Annotated in this window: 18 protein-coding genes and 4 tRNA genes; 6 read left to right on the forward strand and 16 right to left on the reverse strand. The window is 67.2% G+C overall.

Annotation, left to right across the window (positions count from 1 at the left end; genetic code table 11):
• Positions 1-11: 11 nt before the first annotated feature.
• The 6 genes from ssb to efeU all read right to left on the reverse strand — a co-directional run bounded on the left by ssb (position 12) and on the right by efeU (position 7,575).
• Positions 12-584 carry a single-stranded DNA-binding protein gene (ssb, locus tag H7F30_RS12950; RefSeq protein WP_187035572.1) on the reverse strand — a complete coding sequence of 191 codons (573 nt, stop codon included), beginning with the start codon at positions 582-584 and terminating at the stop codon, positions 12-14.
• A gap of 163 nt (positions 585-747) precedes the next feature.
• Entirely contained in the window at positions 748-2,421 is a 1,674-nt protein-coding gene (locus tag H7F30_RS12955) for a GTPase family protein (RefSeq protein WP_187035574.1), read from the reverse strand.
• Positions 2,418-4,133 carry a dynamin family protein gene (locus tag H7F30_RS12960; RefSeq protein WP_255464853.1) on the reverse strand — a complete coding sequence of 572 codons (1,716 nt, stop codon included), beginning with the start codon at positions 4,131-4,133 and terminating at the stop codon, positions 2,418-2,420. Before H7F30_RS12960 ends, H7F30_RS12955 begins: the two co-directional genes overlap by 4 nt.
• A gap of 46 nt (positions 4,134-4,179) precedes the next feature.
• A complete protein-coding gene (gene efeB / locus H7F30_RS12965; RefSeq protein ID WP_187035576.1) occupies positions 4,180-5,442 on the reverse strand; it encodes an iron uptake transporter deferrochelatase/peroxidase subunit in 1,263 nt (420 codons plus the stop codon).
• Positions 5,443-5,521: 79 nt separating this feature from the next.
• Positions 5,522-6,709: an iron uptake system protein EfeO gene (efeO, locus tag H7F30_RS12970; protein WP_187035578.1), complete on the reverse strand. Its 1,188-nt coding sequence runs from the start codon at positions 6,707-6,709 to the stop codon at positions 5,522-5,524.
• Positions 6,706-7,575, reverse strand: a complete 870-nt coding sequence (gene efeU / locus H7F30_RS12975; protein WP_187035580.1) for an iron uptake transporter permease EfeU — start codon at positions 7,573-7,575, stop codon at positions 6,706-6,708. Before efeU ends, efeO begins: the two co-directional genes overlap by 4 nt.
• Positions 7,576-8,184: 609 nt before the next feature.
• On the opposite strand from efeU, the gene H7F30_RS12980 reads away from it, so the two are divergent.
• Both H7F30_RS12980 and H7F30_RS12985 read left to right on the forward strand, forming a co-directional pair.
• Positions 8,185-8,433 carry a hypothetical protein gene (locus H7F30_RS12980; protein WP_187035582.1) on the forward strand — a complete coding sequence of 83 codons (249 nt, stop codon included), beginning with the start codon at positions 8,185-8,187 and terminating at the stop codon, positions 8,431-8,433.
• Positions 8,430-8,624 (forward strand): hypothetical protein, encoded by a 195-nt coding sequence (locus H7F30_RS12985; RefSeq protein WP_187035584.1) that lies wholly within the window; start codon positions 8,430-8,432, stop codon positions 8,622-8,624. The genes H7F30_RS12980 and H7F30_RS12985 overlap by 4 nt, the downstream gene beginning before the upstream one ends.
• Before the next feature lie 451 nt (positions 8,625-9,075).
• On the opposite strand, the gene H7F30_RS12990 is transcribed toward H7F30_RS12985, so the two are convergent.
• The 5 genes from H7F30_RS12990 to H7F30_RS13010 form a co-directional block, all read right to left on the reverse strand.
• Positions 9,076-9,612, reverse strand: coding sequence for a hypothetical protein (locus tag H7F30_RS12990; protein WP_187035585.1), 537 nt, complete (start codon positions 9,610-9,612; stop codon positions 9,076-9,078).
• 2 nt (positions 9,613-9,614) lie between these two features.
• Positions 9,615-10,220, reverse strand: a complete 606-nt coding sequence (locus H7F30_RS12995) for a hypothetical protein (protein WP_187035587.1) — start codon at positions 10,218-10,220, stop codon at positions 9,615-9,617.
• Between the two features lie 561 nt (positions 10,221-10,781).
• A complete protein-coding gene (locus tag H7F30_RS13000) occupies positions 10,782-11,276 on the reverse strand; it encodes a hypothetical protein (protein ID WP_187035589.1) in 495 nt (164 codons plus the stop codon).
• Between the two features lie 360 nt (positions 11,277-11,636).
• A complete protein-coding gene (locus tag H7F30_RS13005; RefSeq protein ID WP_187035592.1) occupies positions 11,637-11,951 on the reverse strand; it encodes a hypothetical protein in 315 nt (104 codons plus the stop codon).
• Entirely contained in the window at positions 11,948-12,163 is a 216-nt protein-coding gene (locus tag H7F30_RS13010; protein ID WP_187035594.1) for an AlpA family transcriptional regulator, read from the reverse strand. The genes H7F30_RS13005 and H7F30_RS13010 overlap by 4 nt, the downstream gene beginning before the upstream one ends.
• 189 nt (positions 12,164-12,352) lie before the next feature.
• Here H7F30_RS13010 and H7F30_RS13015 point away from each other — a divergent pair, with 189 nt between their 5' ends.
• Positions 12,353-13,585, forward strand: a complete 1,233-nt coding sequence (locus tag H7F30_RS13015) for a site-specific integrase (RefSeq protein ID WP_187035603.1) — start codon at positions 12,353-12,355, stop codon at positions 13,583-13,585.
• A 71-nt stretch (positions 13,586-13,656) separates the two neighbouring features.
• Here H7F30_RS13015 and H7F30_RS13020 read toward each other — a convergent pair.
• The 4 genes from H7F30_RS13020 to H7F30_RS13035 form a co-directional block, all read right to left on the reverse strand.
• Positions 13,657-13,730, reverse strand: a tRNA-Arg gene (locus tag H7F30_RS13020).
• Positions 13,731-13,809: 79 nt separating this feature from the next.
• A tRNA-His gene (locus tag H7F30_RS13025) sits at positions 13,810-13,885 on the reverse strand.
• Between the two features lie 90 nt (positions 13,886-13,975).
• Positions 13,976-14,605, reverse strand: coding sequence for an oligoribonuclease (gene orn / locus H7F30_RS13030; protein WP_047311346.1), 630 nt, complete (start codon positions 14,603-14,605; stop codon positions 13,976-13,978).
• Positions 14,606-14,686: 81 nt separating this feature from the next.
• Entirely contained in the window at positions 14,687-16,282 is a 1,596-nt protein-coding gene (locus tag H7F30_RS13035; protein ID WP_187035605.1) for a YihY/virulence factor BrkB family protein, read from the reverse strand.
• A gap of 211 nt (positions 16,283-16,493) precedes the next feature.
• On the opposite strand from H7F30_RS13035, the gene H7F30_RS13040 reads away from it, so the two are divergent.
• Positions 16,494-16,566: transfer RNA gene (locus H7F30_RS13040), tRNA-Lys, on the forward strand.
• Between the two features lie 180 nt (positions 16,567-16,746).
• A tRNA-Lys gene (locus tag H7F30_RS13045) sits at positions 16,747-16,819 on the forward strand.
• Positions 16,820-16,942: 123 nt separating this feature from the next.
• Here H7F30_RS13045 and H7F30_RS13050 read toward each other — a convergent pair.
• Positions 16,943-17,203 carry a DUF3618 domain-containing protein gene (locus tag H7F30_RS13050; protein ID WP_047311345.1) on the reverse strand — a complete coding sequence of 87 codons (261 nt, stop codon included), beginning with the start codon at positions 17,201-17,203 and terminating at the stop codon, positions 16,943-16,945.
• 87 nt (positions 17,204-17,290) lie between these two features.
• Between H7F30_RS13050 and bcp the strand changes: the two genes are divergently transcribed.
• The gene (gene bcp / locus H7F30_RS13055) at positions 17,291-17,761 is read left to right on the forward strand and encodes a thioredoxin-dependent thiol peroxidase (RefSeq protein ID WP_129662835.1); all 471 of its coding nucleotides are present in this window, start codon (positions 17,291-17,293) and stop codon (positions 17,759-17,761) included.
• Positions 17,762-17,801 lie beyond the last annotated feature (40 nt).

A 17,801-nucleotide genomic window follows, 5' to 3' on the forward strand; every position in this document is an offset into this window, starting at 1 on the left:
GTCGCGTTCGCTCACGAGGCGAGCCGCTCTCCCTGTTCTGTTGCGGCGTCGCCGGTGTCCGCCTGGCCGTTCATGTCGGCCGCACCGACCTCCTTGCCCTCGGTCACCGCGTCCTGCCGCGCATCGCTGTCGCCCTCATCCGGCGCGAGGTCACCCTCCAGCTCACGCATGGCGAGGGTGACGGCGTCGTCGGCCAGACGGTCATTGCTCGGGATGACCGGCCGGACGCTCTTGGTGAACGTGCTCTGACCGAACTTCAACGACGGCCCGATGTCGTGGGCGTCGATCTGTGCGCTCGTGCGCAGTTCGCCGTCACGCGCTTCGTACTGCGTGAGCCGCAAACGCCCGGTGACCATGACGTGCTGGCCCTTGGTGAGCGAGTGGTAGGCGTTGCCCGCGAGCGCCCGAAAGGCCGTGACGCTGAAGAACTGCGCTTCGCCGTCGCTCCACGAATCGTCCTCGGCGTTCCAGCGGCGCGGGTTGACCGCGATGCGGAAACTGACGAAGGGATCACCGGCCCGCGTTTCCCGCAGGACGGGGTCGCTCACCACGGTGCCGCTGACATCGACCTTCACTTCGTTCATGACTCTCTCCTCCTCGTGTGCACCGAACCGGGTTCGGCGACGGGCACTCACCCACGCCGACGACGCTAGGAACGTCGCCCGTCACCTGACCAGGGCAGAGCCTTCGAGGGTGTGGAAAGGCCTCCCCGGAACGTGTCCGGGGAGGCCTTTCCACAGGTGAGAATTACTCCGAGGCTTGTGCAAGCGCCTTCGCCGTGTCGTCGTGACGCGTCACGACTGCGGCGACCGGCGCCACAATGCGCTCCTGGGCAACCTCCGTGATGGCCGCGTACAGGCGCTCACGAGCGTCGTCGCGAGCACGCGCCGCACCGGCGCGGGCAAGGGATCGCGCCAACAGGGCGAGCAGGAAGCCGAGCAACAGCCCGACCACGAGCATGACGAGCGGAATCGGCAACCAGTCGCCACCGAGCGTCGGCACTCCGACGTGGATCTGCATCATGCTGAAGCCGAAGAGCACGAGCAGCCACACGGCCCCCGCGAGCGCCACCGCGGCGAAGATCCACTGGAGTACGGCGGCAACGCCCCACCACGCGGGGAAACGTCCGCGCAACGGAGTACGCATCACGGCCTGGTCGAGCGCGTCAGCCATCGAGCCGTCCCGCGGCGTGGCGGCGGCGCGCACCTCGTCGGCCCACGGAGCAGGCATCCCGTCGGAGGCCCGCTCGCCGAGGCGCCTCGTCGCGAGATCGACGGCTGCGCGGGCAGCGGGGCTCGCCGGCGGCAGCGACGACTTTCCGAGAGCGATGCGGCGGTCCGCACGGCTGAGGTTCGCTTCGGCCTGGGTATCGAGACCCAGACGGGAGAGCGGCTTGGCCTTGAGGTTCTGCGTCCAGCGCGTGAACGGCCAACCGGTGCGGCGGGCCGCTTCGACCCGGTAGTCGCGTTCCACAGCGTCGAGCGCCACGTTGACACCGGCGGAGTCTGCGAGCGCCGAGACGAGTTCGTCGTTCGATCCGGTGACCCGCTGGGGACGAACGGCTCCGACGTGCGCGTTGAGGCGCTGTGCCTGGTGCCGCAGATCGCCGGCCAGACGTCGGTCGGAGGCGTTCTTCGACTGCACGAGGTCGGCGAGGGCGTCGATGAGCAACTCGCCGCCACCCGTGGCGATCGTCGAGGTCGGCAGAACGACAGCATCGGTCAGCCCGTCCTCCTCGAGCAGACGCGTGAGGTCGGCGAGGCAGCTCTGCGCGGCCTCGGGCGTGAGCCGGTCGACCTGGTTGAGGACGACGACGGACGTCGCCTTCGCGACGGCCAGCTGGCGCACGTACTGCTCGTGCAGGACGGCGTCGGCGTACTTCTGCGGGTCGGTGACCCACACGAACAGGTCACACATCTCGAGCACGCGGTCGGCCTCGGCACGGTGCTCGCGCACGCGGGAATCGAAGTCGGGAAGGTCGAGGAGCACGAGGCCGTCGAGCTCGGCGTAGCGCGGCATGCTCGGGTGCACCTGGTGACGTGCGGAGATGTCGAGCCAGTCGAGCAGTTCTCCCGGCACGCTCTCGCCCCAGATGGCGGCGGAGGCGCGCGAGGTCGTCGGACGTCGCGCACCGATGCGGGAGACGGGCTCCCCGACGAGGAGGTTGAACAAGCTCGACTTGCCGGAGCCCGTAGCGCCGGCCAGGGCGACGACGGTGTGGTCGCCCCCGAGGCGCGAACGTTCGGCGACGCGCGCCAGGAGCTTGCGAGCCACTGCGACGTCGTCGGCGGGCAGAGCCGCCCCGCCGAGCGTCAGCGCGCGCTGGAGAGCGCCGGCGCGGCCGTCGACCTCCTCGCGCGACACCGGGGCCACGACGGGGCGCTCCTCGCGCTTACCGCGGGCGAACGGGTTCCAACTCATCGTGCGTCCTTCACGGCCGCGAGGGCCTTCTCGATGCGCTCGGGGGCGCCTGGAGCGAGCGCGACCTCTGCGAGGGCTGCGTCGTAGCGCTGCTCCTCACGCTCGAACAGCTCGGTGATGCGCTCAAGCAGCATGCCGCGGGCCCGGTTCGCCAGGGTACGAACGGCCTGGTCGCCGAAAATCGCTTCGAGGAGGCGCTGCGCGAGAACGGCCGAGCCTCCCGCGATGCCGACCTCCGCACCGCTCAGACCGTACGTCGAGGCGAACGTGATGAGCATGAGCATGACGGCGATGCCGTTAACGCCGAAGGCGAGGAAGCGCGCTGTCGTGCGCTTGTCGCCTGCCTCTTCCCGCACGAGGTCGAGCACATCGCCCTGCCAGTCGCGGACGAGACGTTCGACCGTGGACGTGAGCTCGGGGCTCGCGGCGTTCAGTTCGGGGTGGCGGGCCATGATCGGCTTGCCCGCAGGGTCGAGTCGCCAGGCGCGGCCCGCGTCGAGGGCAGCCGATTCTCCGTGCGACGTGACGAGCTGTGCGACACCGGACTGGAGGGCCTCCCCCAGATCACGAGCCGGAGCAGCGGTCTCGGTGCGGGCGCGGAAGAAGCCGGTGACACGATCGCGGAGCTTGCTCACGCCGGACTCGAACTGCTTGAGCAGCTCGCCGGTACCGACGAGTTCCTGCCAGCGCGCGAGCACCTCGCCGCGCAGCAGGGTGCCGTCCTTGAGGCCTTCCTCGACCGCGCGCAGCTGCTCGGAGTACGCCTCGGACGCGGCGCCGGCCAACGTCGTCGCCGCCTCGTGCTGCGCGCGTCCGGCGGCGACAGCACCGCGGGCGCGCCCGTCGAGGGAGTCGAGTGCCCCGTCGAGCGTTCGACGGATGACGACCTGACGCGACAGGGCGTCGTTGGCCAGCGAGTGCAGCCAGCTGGAGATACGCTCGACCTCGATGTGCGGCAGCATGCCGTTCTCTTCGAGCGGCGATTCTGCGACGGCGAACACCGGCGACTGGCCGAGGCCCTGCGCCGCGAGCATGCGCGCGAGGTCGGCGCGCACCTCCTCCATCGCGTCACGAGGCACGCGGTCGAGCACGACGGCCACGGACGTCCCGCGGTCGATGGCCTGCTCGAGCATCTCCCACGGCACGGCGTCGGCGTAGCGGACAGCGGTCGTGACGAAGAGCCACAGATCAGCCGCGGAAAGCAGCTGGCGCGCAAGGTCGCGGTTGGCGGAGACGACCGAGTCGATGTCAGGGGCGTCGAGCAGCGCGAGACCGCGGGGCACGGAGGCGGACGCGACGAGGCGCAGCGACGACGGATCGTCACCCTGCGTCGCAGCGCCGGTGATGCGCGAGAGACCCGGCAGGACGCGCTCGCCGGTGAACCATTGAGCGTCCGAGGGGTGGTGGATGAGCACCGAGGCTCGCGTCGTCGGGCGCAGGACGCCGGAGCGTGTCACCTGCTCACGCACGATGGAGTTGACCAGCGTCGACTTGCCTGCGCCCGTCGAGCCACCGATGACGGCGAGCAGCGGGGCGTCGAGGGACTCGAGGCGCGGCAGGACGTAGTCGTCGAGCTGCGACACGAGCTCCCCCTGCTCGCGGCGCTGCTTGGCGACGTCAGCCGTCTCGAAAGGGAGGGCGTTGGCGGCGACAGCGGCACGCAACTCGCCCACGGCGCGGTGCAGGCGCGCACCGTCGAAAACTTCGTTCACCCGTACAGTCTCGTATGCCGTTGGCGCGCACTCAACTCGGAACGCGTCAGGATGTGAAGAGTTGCTGACCCACGAAGCCGCCCTTGGGCACTCCCGGCGGCACGGCGAACAAGCCGGAACCTGTGTGCTTGAGGTACTCCATGAGCGCATCCTCACGCGACATCCGCATCTGCATGGGGATGTACTGGCGTGACGGCCGCCGCACGTATGCGAGGAAGAAGAGCCCCGCGTCGAGTCGTCCCAAGGCATCGTTTCCGTCGGTGAAGTTGTAACCGCGTCGCAGCATCTGCGCGCCGCCGTTGTTCTTCGGGTGGGCGAGGAAGACGTGCGAGTTCTTCGCGATGAGCGGCTCGCCCCCGCGTCCCTTCACATCGAACTTCGGCTCGTCGAACTCCTTGCCACCGGAAAGCGGCGCACCTTCGGGGCGGTCACGCCCGATGATGGCTTCCTGCTCGCGCAGGCTCGATCGGTCCCAGGTCTCGAGGTGCATCGTGATGCGACGTGCCACGAGGTAGGAGCCGCCTGCCATCCAGTCGGCCTTCGGGTCGTCACCGCGGCCCACCCACACGTGGTCGTCGACGACGTCACGGCTCTCGGCCTTGATGTTGGCCGTACCGTCCTTGAAGCCGAAGAGGTTGCGCGGCGTGGCCTGGCTCGTCGAGGTCGAGCTGGTACGCCCGAAACCGAGCTGCGCCCACCGGATGGCGGCCAGTCCGAAGGCGATGCGAGACAGGTTGCGGATGGCGTGCACGGCCACCTGGGGGTCGTCGGCACAGGCTTGAACGGCGATGTCGCCGCCACTGCGGCGCGGGTCGAGCTTGTCGGCCGGGAAGTGCGGCAGTTCGCGCAGTTCCTTGGGCTGCTTGTCCGCGAGCCCGAACCGGTCCTTGCCCTTCGCGTCGCGGAACAGCGTCGGACCGAAGCCGAAGGTGATCGTCAGGCCGGACGGCGGAAGGTCTTCGGCCTCACCCGTGTCGGCGGGTGGCGCGTCGTAGGCGGTGGCCTCGTCGGAGGCCGTCTCGCCGCGCATCATGCGTGCGGCGGCGAGGCTCCACGCCCGCAGGAGCGACTCGAGTTCGTCGCGCGTCGTGGCAGTGACGTCGAACGTCGCGAAGTAGAGCCTGTCCTGCGCAGGCGTGACGATGCCCGACTGGTGTTCCCCGAAGAAGTCGTAGGTGCGCTCCCCCGGCGACGGCTTTTCATCGGCTGCAGCGTGAGAGGCACCCCAACCCCCCGCGAAACCGGCAGCACCGAGTGCCGCTCCACCACCGGCGAAGCCGAGCATCCCGCGGCGCGAGACGTTCGCCATGCTCACTCTCCTCCTTCGCGCGCGGCTTCCCGCGCAGTTGCCTTCGCCCCCACGCCGAGCGCGGGGGCGAAGGCACACCTCACAACGTGACGGCTGCGGTCAGCTTCGACAGCGGCTCACTCAGGGCGTTCACTGCATTCGACAGTTCCTTGACCTCGGCGTCACTCAGTTTGTCGTACGTCTTGAAGACGACGTCGTCACCCGAGCCCGAGACCTTCTGCTTGTCGAGCAGCTTCTGCAGCGCGGCGAACTTCGTCGCGATGCTCGAATCGAGCGACGCGTCCTTCTTCTTGAGCAGCGGACGCAGGTTCTCCCAGGCGATGCGGGCGCCGTCGACGTTGCCCTGGAAGTCCCACAGGTCGGTGTGCGACCAGGCTTCTTCCTCGCCGGTGACCTTGCCGGTGGCAACCTCGTCCATGAGCGCCTTCGCGCCGTTGCCGATCTTGTCGGCGGAGAACGTCGTCGTCTTCGTGCGCTTCTCGAGGGTCTTGGTGTCCTTGAGCAGCTGGTCGGCGATCTTCGTGCGATCGGCCTTCGACATGGCCGTGTAGCCGGTCTTCGGCGGCCACAGGTCCTTCTCGATACGGTGCCAGCCGGTCCACTCCTGGCCCTTCTCGAGGTCGGCCTCGCGCAGGTCCATCTTCGGGTCGAGGTCGCCGAAGGATTCGGCCACGGGCTCGATGCGTTCCCAGTGCAGACGCGCCTTGGCGTAGAGGGCGCGGGCTTCGTCGTCCTTACCGGCCTTGTACAGGTTGACGAACTTCGTCGTCTGCGTCGTGAGCGAGCTGGCCTGGTCCTTGACGTACGACTGGTACTGCTTGTCAGCGGTCTCGACGAGCTGCTTGTCGGCTCCGCTGGGCGCGAGGTCCTTGCCGGAGTCGGTGACCTTGAACTTGGCGGCGATGCCCTTGCCGACCATGCCCGGCTTGCACGCCGTGTAGTAGTCGCCCGGCGCCGCCTTGACGACGAGTTCACGCGTGAGACCCGGAGCGATGTTCTCGACCTCGCCGACGATACGTAGCTTGTCCTCACCGAGGAGGTAGAACTCGGTGACCTTGTCGCCCTCGTTCTTCACGCTGAAGACGACGTTGCCCGACGGCGCCTCGGACTTGGAGACCTTGCACTCGGAGGCGGTCGAGGAGACGGTCAGCTTGCCGTCGCCGGACTTCGAGTCGGACGAGGACGAGTTGCTCGTGCAGCCTGCGAGTGCGAGGCCGGCGACGGCGAGCAGGGCGCCGCTGCGAGCGAGGGTGGGTCGGGTGGTCATGCCGTCACTTTCTGGGGAGTGGGCGAAGCCGGCGTCGCGGCCTTGGGATTGTGGGAGGCACGCACGCGCTTGACGAAGATCGTCATGACGACGGCGACGTAACTGACCCACACGATGAGCTCCAGCCACGTCGTGGCCGGCGAGAAGTTGAGGGTGCCCTTGAGGAGCGTGCCGAGCCACGAGGTGGGCTCGATGGTGTCGCTCACGTCGAAGGCGAGGTTGTGCAGACCGGGCAGGATGCGCGCTTCCTGCAGGTCGTGGACGCCGTAGGCGAGAACACCCGCGGCGACGAGAATGAGGAAGCCACCCGTCCACGTGAAGAACTTGGACAGGTTGAGCTTGAGCGCGCCCTTGTAGAACGCGAAGGCGAGGACGACGGCCGTCGTGATACCGAGCGCGGCACCCACGAGCGGCGCGGTGGACGACGACGAGCCAGAGCTGGCAGCCTGCGTCGCGGCCCAGAGGAAGAGCGCGGTCTCGAGCCCTTCGCGGCCGACGGCGAGCATCGCGACGACGACCAGGGAGGCACGCGAAGCCTCGGCCGCACGATCGACGTGGCTCTTGAGGTCACCGGAGAGGGTGCGCGCCGAACGCGCCATCCAGAAGATCATCCAGGTGACGAAGCCGACGGCGACGATCGACAGGCCACCACCGATGGCCTCCTGCGCCTCGAACGTCAGGCCGTTGGGGCCGTACGTGAGGAGTGCGCCGAAAGCGAGGGAAACGCCCACAGCCGCGCCCACACCGAGCCAGATCCTCGGCAGGAGGTGTCGTCGATCCGACTTCACGAGATACGCGACGAGGATGACGACGACGAGCGACGCCTCCAGGCCTTCGCGAAGACCGACGAGATAGTTGCCGAACACGAGCACCCCCAGAGCGGGTTAGGTATACCTGAGCGAGGTAAACCTAACCTATCCCCGTGAATTTTCCGCCGCCAGCCCCTCAGTTCAGGATCAAAGTCACGTTCGCGCGACGGCTCCTGACCATGCATCTGTTTGCTCGCGCGGACCACTCGCTTCGCTCGGGTGCACCCGAGTAAACCGCACCCCCGACAGGAACCGTCGCAGGCTCCTCCCGAATCCTGGCCAGCCATCTGTTGGTGCGGCGCGGACCGCTCGCTTCGCTCGGGCCCACGCCGCACCAACGAGTACCCCCGACAGGATTCGAACCTGCGACCTAGAGAGTATGTGGGGCGATGTGTTCGCCCTTTCCTCTCGATTCGCAACTAGCCCGCCATTCTGGTCTTTTCGACTACATTCGAGGTGTGTCGCATTGCCGTTCGATACCGTCGAAAGTTGGCAAGCCGTGGGCAATTTTGGCAAGCAGATTGGCAAGCAGGACCCCGCTCGAGACACCCTCACCCGCTAGGAGACAGAGACCATGACAACCACCATTCGCACCGCTCAGCACGTCGCCCACCTCGACCCGCTCACAGGTGTCGGCATCCTTGTCCTGCCCCCACCTCTCAGACCGTGGCCCTCGGCCTCGAGGTGCTGACAGAGGCGGACTACACCGCGATGCTTGAGCGCCTCGACGTGCTCGGTTGGCACCTGCTCGCGGATGACGACGGCCTGCCGTGGGTGTGTATGGGTAGCGCTCCGGATGGCCGCATGGGTGTGGGCCTGCACTGCCTCGACCCGATTGCCTCGCACACCGACCTCGAGGTGCTGCTCGAGGCTGAGGGCACCCTGCTCACTGAGGCAGGACTGAGGGCAGCATGAGAGGCGCCTACGGCCTCGAGGTGCCTGCTACCGACCTCAGGGGGATGGACGACGGTGAGGCCCTCATGGTGGTTCGCGAGCGCCTCGAGCGGGTGCTGAGCACCTGTGGTGCCGTGCCGGACTGGGAGAGCCTGGCGCTCGAGAGGAGCGGCACAGGTCGCACGTCGGCACGGGTACGGCCTCGAGCCTGACCTCGCACGCACTGAACGCACTGGACCCCAGCACCTTGGCCCTATCGCCTGTGCTGGGGTCCTCGTCTGTCTGCGAACGGCTGAGCCTTGAGTGTGTTCGTGCTGCTCGCTGCGTTCCCTCCTCGAGCGGCTGAGCGTTTGGCCGTGAGTCCTGCTCGACTCGCCCTCTCGATCGCTTGCTCTCGCTCGACCTGCTCGCCCTCGCCTTGCATCTGCTCGCCCTTGGCCGCTCGCTCGCCCTTGCCCTTGTATCTGCCTCGACCGGCTCGAGCCTCACTACCCCATAGAACGCTCTGTGCGGCGATCTGACGGACGTAGGTAATCGTCTGGCACTCTTGTGAGGGCACTGTGCTGAACGGCCCTCAGATCGCCGTACAGTGAGATGGGCTGGACGGCGAACACCCCGCCACGCTAGAAGGCATGACGGGGTGCTGCTCAGGGTGTGAGGCGCTCAGTAAGAGGTCTGTGCGTAGGTCGGACCGACTCGAGTCCGCATGGCTGCTCGACGATGCTCGACACCCTGCTCGATCGGCGCCTGGCGTGCCTGACGCTCACCGAGGCGGATGGCGAACTCGAGGCGATGCAGGTTGGAGCGTCGGCCATCGGGCAGTTCGACCTCACCGCTGAGCGTCGCAAGACCTGCCGTCTCCCCGATATCGGCTCGCGAGGACAGACGGTGGACGGAGGCGACACCCTCGAGGCGGACATGCCGCCATGCGTCGTCGTAGTTCGCAGGCACCTCGAGCGGTTCACCGGCGTCGTAGTACGTCGCCACGTCGAGCGCGACGAGAACGCGGCTCTCGCTGTAGGGATCGAACGTTGCCCCAGCGATACGGACGAGCGCCGTGCCACTGGCCGGCGGCGTGAGCCGGTAGCCCTGCTCGACCTCGACCGAGACACCCTCCGGGAGCACCTGGGGGAAGGCGTCCTCGACGAACGTTCGAGCGAGGTCGAGAGGTTCGACGGTGGCGGTCTGTGTGGTGGTCATGCTCAGGCTCCTTCGGTGGTCAGGTCTGCGAGCGAGGTCGCCACCTGCTTGGTGATATAGGTCGGGATGTCGAAGACACCGACCTCGGTCCCCTCGACGTAGAGGCGGGCAGGACTACCGACCTTGGCGCGCTCAGCCGTCGCGGGTGCGAAGGGGTCCGCACTGCCGTGCTCGAGTCCTGCGTCGAGGAGCGAGGCGATGGCCCGGACGCGCCCTGCGTTGTACGCCTCACAGATGGCTCGCACCTGGGAGACGGCGCCGGCGAGGTTGCTCAGGGCACCCGGGAGCTCGTCGAGGCCCCAGCGCGTAGCCGCCTCTGAGCCGACCTCGGCTGAGACCTGGGCCGCGACTGCCGTTGCGTATCCCTGCTTGGCCGTGGCGAGGTCTCGCTCGACTCCCGGCAGGGACGCCTCGAGGTAGGCGAGGGTGTTCTGAGCCGAGGTGAACTGAGACTGGTTCACCCCGGATGCATCCTCGAGGAGCGAGTCACTGAGTACTCGCGCCTTGGCGAGTTTCGCTGCGTGGTCGTCGTGCGCGGTCTGAGCCGCGTCGAGTCGCTCCCTGGCGTTCGCCGTTGCCTCGGCTGCGCCGAGTGTTTCCGTGCTCATGCTTGGTGATCTCCTTTGATCGTTCGATGGACGGCAGGTCGGAGAACCTGCCGAATGGACTTGCAGTTGGTGTTAGCGCCTACCTACTGGGCGGACGCCGAAGCGGAACCGGCACTTGCCCCGCCACTCAGGCGAGGGCAGACCGCCGCCGAGCGGATGCCGCTCAGTGAGAAAGGCGATGGCGACGGCGGTGCGAGCGAGGACAAGGGCAACGGCTGGAGCACGTCTCCCTCTGCCGTCGTCGCTCGCCCACCAAGGCGGGCGATCGGCTCGAGGAGCACGTCTCGGTGTCCTCGCACTGGCGACGTGATGCGCGCGCCGACGCCTTGGCCGGGAGGCTTGGCGAGACGGGGGCGCCTGACGTGACTTGCTTGCTTGGAACAGCGAGACGTGACGCGGAATCGTGTCGGCCCTCCCGGAGGGGCCGACCGACGTGCCGCCGGACGTGACCTACTGGATTAGTAAGACGCCTCAGACGCGGGAGCGCTCGGCCCTTGGAGGGGCCGGCGGATCGCCGCCGCTGCTGCGTGACTAGCGCAGACGCTTATCTCTGTACATAAGTCACGCGGCACTCTCAGCGGTGCCGTTCTCGCCATCGCGCGGGGCGGCCTCAGGCGTCAACAACTCGCCTGCGAGAAGCCGAAACGTGGTGGTTGCCGACCTGCCCTTGCCGCTGCTCTCGACGCTGAGCCAGTCTGCGTTCACGAGCGCCTCGACGCCGCGCTGTGTGTAGGCGATGTGGCGACCTGCTGCGTCTGCGATGCCGACTGCCTCTGCCAGCGAGCGCCATGGCACAGTGACCTCGGAGCCCTCGCCACACAGGCGAGCGATCTGCACGGCCACACGCTGACCCGACTGGGGCACGAACCACACCACGTCCTCGAGCCATGCCCGTGCCTGCCCCGTTGCCCCTGTCGACTCCTCGGCACACACCGCGGCGTCGAACACGTTGCGATCGAGAGACACAAGGCGCTCGCGATGGCGCTGCACGCACTCGCGCCACCACTTTTCGTCGACGACGCTCATGCCGCCAACGTCCTTGCTCTGACTCGGCACGCCTGGGAGCAGATGCGCTCTGCACTCGGGGGCAGGACGCGTCCGCCGCAGATGACACAGGCGTATCCGGGAGTACCGGGGCGAGCCGAGTGCCACGGCGAACCGTTCACCCACTCATTGAGCCGATGGCGAGGACAGTACGGAGAACCTCCGAGCGCCCTGCTCTCGTCACACTCCGGAAGGACGCAGGCACCCAACGTCAAAGACACCCCTCAGGCCGCGTGTACGGGCCGCTGACACCCGTGCGAGCACCTCGACGTGTTCGTGTGCCCCTGCTCTCTGACAACCGCAGTGAAACGGCCTGTGCGCGTCCGAGGTCTAAGGTCCGCCATCCGTTCACCTCGCAGACGCTCGGCCCCGTCACTGCGAGCGCCATCTGTCGAGTGCCTGCATTGCGTGAGGCGGCACCTCGAGTTGGCGCACGGACCCTGCTCGGCTGTGGTTCTCGACCGTGAGCACCCAGCCATCACGGCGCAGGTCCCTCAGCGCGTCAACACCGCCGCGATACGTCAGGCCCGCACCGCTCGCGAGCGCCGTTGTCGTCATGCACGGAACGCCGCCACGCTCGTCGCAAATCGCCGCGAGGTGCTCGGTCATGGCCTTGCGGTGCCGACCGCTCCCCATGCCACCGACTCGGCGGAGCGCCTCGAGCCACAGGCTGCCTGCCTCAGTCACGCCGCATCCTTTGCGGCCTTGAGGGAGGCCTGCTCGTGAGCGACGACCTCGGCAAGTGGATAGAGGACCTGCCCGCCTGCGAGCCTCACGGATGGCACAGGCGATCGTCCCTCGCTCGCGAGGGTGGCGAGGCGGGAGGGCGACATTCGCCACCGCGCGGCCAGCTCCTTGCGAGTGAGGTAATCGGGTAGTTCGGTCTGGGTGTTCTGCACGATGTCTCCTCGACGGTTGGTGGAATACGAGGCGCTATGTCCCGGCATCGGACCGGGCTGCATGGCTACCTCACTCGTTACCTTGTCGCTAGGGAACGGTTCACTCACGTTCGGTGCCATCCGTTCTCGTTCCAACCTGCTACGCTTGCCAGCATTGGACATGGTGAGCGAGAGAGGTTGGTGCCGAACATGGGGCGCGAGCGGATGGAACCGGGGCAGGTTGGCGAGGTGCAGACAGGCCGCGTCAGGTACGACGACGCGACGCGCTCGTACAAGACGGCGACCTCGGCACGCGAGGCCGACGCATGGCGCGCTCGAGTGCGCGTGCGTCTGTGGAACGGCAAGTCTGCCGACCTGCGAGCCGTCGCCTCGACGCAACGCAAGGCTGAGGCGTCGGTGCGCGAGAAGGTGCGCGCGGCTCTCTCGACGGGCGAGGCGCGCATCTCCTCCTCGACTCCGATCGTCAAGGCCTGTGAGATGTGGCTCGAGGACCGCGCTGCACAACTCTCGCCCCAGACGCTCAAGGACTACCGCGGCGCACTCTCTCGCGTGATCGCAGCACCCGACTCCCCCGTGCTCGCACTGACCGTCGGGCAGGCGAACGATGCACAGGTGCTAAGGCGCCTGCTCTGGCGAGCGACCGAGGAGCGAGGGCGAGGCGCTGCGAAGCACGCACGCGCCGTGATCGGTGGCACCTTGAAGCAGGCCGCAGCGGATGGCGTTGTCGCTGCGAGCGCCGTGCCGATGGTCGGCGCCCTGCCCAAGGCAGAACCTCGAGGACGCACCGAACGCGACACCCGTCGCGCGTTCACTGAGACCGAACTCGCTGACCTGCTCGCCCTTGCAGATGCGCGCGTCGTCGCCCTCGGACTCCCCCTAGCCGAGGATGCTGAGAAGCCGAAGGGGCGACCGCCCACGGTGGCGAAGCGTCAAGCCGTGGCCGATCTCGTCCACCTCCTCGCACACACTGGCATGAGGATCGGTGAGGCCCGTGCTCTGCGCTGGGCCGACCTCGACCTAACCACTCGCACGCTGCGTGTCGAAGGGACCAAGACGGATGCTGCTCGACGCACGATCGCCCTGTCACCCGGACTCGCAGCACGTCTGACTGAGCGAGCGCAGCGCGAGGGAATGCGCGGCCTTGTGTTCCCTGCTCCGACCGCTGGGGACCCTGAGAAGCCCTGGGAGCAGAAGCAGGTTGCCACTGCCCTGCGTGATCTCCTCGACGACGCGGGCCACGACTGGGCCACGCCGCACACGTTCCGTCGCACGCTCATCACGACGCTCTCAGCCATGAACGTGCCGCTGCGTCAGGTCTCCGATTGGGTCGGGCACAAGGACAGCGCCATCACGGCGAGCGCCTACCTGGGCCGCTCGTTCGACTCGGACAAGACGGGCATCGCCGACCTCATCGCAGATTGAAAGTTGTGCAGTAAGTTGGCAAGCGGGCCACATTCCTGCCACACAAGGCGGCAAGATTCCGCGGAATACCGCACCCCCGACAGGATTCGAACCTGCGACCTAGAGATTAGAAGGCTCTTGCTCTATCCAACTGAGCTACGGGGGCTCACGCAGCACCCGCGCCTCACGAGGCGAAGGCCCTGCGAAAACACAAAACCCCCTGAAATGTCAGGGGGTTTCGCGTCTGGGGTGAGTAACGGGACTTGAACCCGCGACATCCTGGACCACAACCAGGTGCTCTACCTGCTGAGCTATACCCACCATGTGCGCGACCGGGGAACCCCAGGTCAGGCAGCGCGGACGAATATACCCGACGGCGCCGCCGAACCCCTAATCGCGCGCGGCCGAAGGTCAGCCCTCGACCTGGTACTTCTTCGCGATGACCTGGGCCTCGTTGGACGACGGCCCGGGCTGCTCGACGAAGACCGCTTCACGGTAGTAGCGCAACTCCGCGATCGACTCACGGATGTCGGCGAGAGCGCGGTGACCGCCGTTCTTGGCGGGGGCGTTGAAGTACGCCCGCGGGTACCAGCGGCGCGAGAGCTCCTTGATGGAGGAGACATCGATCGTGCGGTAGTGCAGGTGGCCGGCCAGCTGGGGCATGTCGCGCTCCAGGAAGCCACGGTCGGTGCTCACCGTGTTGCCGCCGAGCGGCGCCTTTCCAGCGTCTGGAGCGTGAGTCATGACGTACTCCAGGACGAGGGCTTGGGCTTCCTCCATACTCACCCCGTGCTCGAGTTCCTCGAGCAGACCGGACTTGGTGTGCATCTCCCGCACGAAGTCGCCCATCTGCTCCAGAGCCTCCGGCTCGGGGCGAATGACGACGTCAACGCCGTCACCGAGTTGGTTGAGTTCGAAGTCGGTGACGAGCGCGGCGACCTCGATGAGGGCGTCGTTCTCGAGGTCGAGGCCCGTCATCTCGCAGTCGATCCAGACGATGCGGTCGGTGTGGGCGCGGTCGGAGTCAGTCACGCCCCACATCCTAAGCGAGCCTTCAGGCTGGCCAAATGCGTGCACCCCACCCCGTGGCGGGGTGGGGTGCACGCATTTCGAGTCGGGAGATCAGCCCCGCTTGCCCTCGAACCACCGACGACGGCGGTCTTCACGCTCGGCGCTCACGGCACGGAACTCACGCGTGTTCGAGTGGTCGTAGCGAGCACGGTTGCTCTCGACCTCAGCCCACTTCTCCTCCAGCGGACGCTCCGCCTCCGCCTTCTTGGCCTCCTTGAGGCGCTCGGCCTCGACCTTCTTCTGCTCGGCCTTGACCTTCGCCTCCTGCGCGGCGAGACGCTCCCGCACGGCGCGCTTGTGCTGGCCCTCGGCGAGCGCACGGCGACGGCGCTGCTCACGGTCGGCGGCCACCTCGGCACGTTCGCGATCGGCCTGCGCCGCGGCGTCGCGGCTCGGCTTGGCGTCGGCTCGACGCTGAGCCTTGGTGACGGTGGCGTCGTCGCTGAGGTCCGGCGCCTCGTCCTTCGTCGCGGCAGCGATCTTGGGCGCGCCCTCGAGCGTGCGGGTCGACGGCGTGACCGGCTGCTTCTCCGGGGAGCTGTTCTGCGCAGCGGTGGTGCGCTCGTTCGAACGCTCTGCCGGCACGACCGGCATCATGTTCTCGACCGCTTCATCCGGGACGCCCGAGTCGACGCGCAGTTGGTGCGCCGCCTCCACGAGGTCGTCGTACTTCTCGGCCTTCTTGTCGATGCCACTCTCGTCGCGCACGGGCAGAAGGACGAGTTCCTCGGCCGGGTAGCCCGTCTTGAGCTGACGGGTACGCAACGTCTCGGCGTCGAACTCGGCGCCGAACAGCATCGCGAGGTTCGTGATCCACAGCCACAGCAACACCATGATCGCCGTGGCGAGCTGGCCGTACTTGCCGTAGTTGCCCATGTTGGACACGTACCAGGCGAACGCCGCGGAGCCGATGACCCACACGAAGAACGCCAGCACGGCGCCAGGGTTGAAGATGCCCTGCTTGAAGGGGCGTCGCACGTTCGGCGTGGCCCAGAACATGAGGCCGATGATGAACATGACGATGAGGACGACGAAGGGCCACTTCGCGATGTCCCAGACCATGACGGCGGTGTCGCCGAGTCCGATCAGCGACCCCACTTCCTTCGCCACCGGGCCGGTCATGACGAGCGCCATCGCGGCGATGACGAGCAGGATGACCTGGATGATCGTCACGAGGTACAGCCACGGGCGCAGCTTGAAGACGGGACGACCTTCCGCGACGTCGTAGATGCGGTTCTGCATGCGGGCGAAGGCCCCTACGTATCCGGAGGCCGACCAGAGCGAGAGCAGGATGCCGAAGAAGAACGCGAAGCCGGCGCCACCACTCGTCTGCAGGCCGTCGATGAAGTTGCGGATGCCGCCGAGTTCGCTCTCGTCCATGCCGGCGATGGCGGCAATCGACGTGACGACGCTGTTCGTCGTCTCCTTGCCGTCGCCGAACAGCCCGAGCAGCGAGACGCCGGCGATCATCGCGGGCACCATGGCCTGGATGGAGTAGTAGGTGAGCGCGGCGGCGAGGTCGGTGCACTGATCCTGCGAGAACTTCGCCAGGGTGCGCTTGAAGGCCACCTTGTAGTCGGGCTTGGCGTCGAGCACGGGCGGTTCGCCGTACGGACGCTCGACCCCGGTGTCAGGTAGGTCGGTCATGTCGTTCGTCTCCGAGATCTCGATGATCGAAAAGGTTCTCGCCAGAATCTATCGTCCCGACGCCACCTGTGCAGTGCGCCCGTAGAGGTGAAGACCCCCGATGACCCGCGGCGCCCACCCCTCGGGAGGTGGGGTCGAACCGGCCCACGCCCCCTCTGCGGCAACCGATTTGGCCACCAGACGGCCCTGAGGTAGGGTTTCTCCTCGTTGCGCGCCAATAGCTCAATTGGCAGAGCAGCTGACTCTTAATCAGCGGGTTCGGGGTTCGAGTCCCTGTTGGCGCACCGAAGGAAGGCCCACCGGCAACGGTGGGCCTTTCGCTTTGCCCGGCGAACCTCCACGTCGAATCGCCCGCCGGGAGGGCACGGCGTGCGTCGAGACCCGGCGTCAGCACGCCGTGGATCGCCGCCATTGCGGGGATTTCACGTTTCATCGTGCGTTCAGGTAATGTTTCACCTCGTTGCGCGCCAATAGCTCAATTGGCAGAGCAGCTGACTCTTAATCAGCGGGTTCGGGGTTCGAGTCCCTGTTGGCGCACCGAAGAAAGGCCCACCGGCAACGGTGGGCCTTTCGCTTTGCCCTCAGGCGGCCCCTGAGCGCGCATGACGAAGGCCCGGTCTTCCCACGTGGGAAGACCGGGCCTTCGTCATGCGATACGAATCAGGAACGCAGACGCTTCGCGAGGCCGACGAGAAGCATGAACGCGCCGACGCCACCGAGACCCATCGCGACGCGGTCCTGACGCAGGTCGCCGTCGGCGGTGCGCGTAGCGTCCGTCAGAGCGAGACGAGCGCTCTCCGTCTGACGCTTCGCGATCTCCTTGGGCTGGGCGCGGAAGGCCAGCTCGTCGATCGTGCCGGCGAGACGCGAACGCGACGCGGCCAGCTCGGCCTCGATCTGCTTGGCGGTCTTGGGTGCCATGGTGTGGATCTCCTTGCCACGTGCGGAAAACTAGGCTCTTGACCCACAGGTTAACGCACCGCGGCATCTTCACCGGAAGGACTTCCCATGACCCGCCTCGAGACCGGCACCCCTGCACCGTCGTTCACGCTCACGAGTGACAAGGGTGCAACCGTCAGCCTCGGCGACTTCTCCGGTCGCAAGCTCATCATCTTCTTCTACCCGGCCGCCATGACGCCGGGGTGCACGAAGGAAGCCTGCGACTTCCGTGACTCTCTCGAGCCGCTGCGCGCTGCTGGCTACGACATCGTCGGGATCAGCCCCGACTCCCCCGCCAAGCTGGCCCAGTTCGTGACGAAGGAATCGCTCACGTACCCGCTGCTCTCCGACGAGTCGAAGGAGACACTCGAGGCGTACGGCGCCTACGGCGAGAAGAAGCTGTACGGCAAGACCGTCGTCGGCGTCATCCGCTCGACGTTCGTCGTCGACGAGGAGGGCAACATCGAGGTGGCTCGGTACAACGTCAAAGCAACGGGTCACGTCGCCTCGTTGAAGAAGGCTCTCGGCCTCTCCGAGTGAGATGACCAACGAGCGGTGGCGGCCCCGGCGACGGTCACCA

Origin of the sequence: Dermacoccus sp. PAMC28757 (genome assembly GCF_014302635.1) — a bacterium.
Taxonomy (GTDB): domain Bacteria; phylum Actinomycetota; class Actinomycetes; order Actinomycetales; family Dermatophilaceae; genus Dermacoccus; species Dermacoccus abyssi.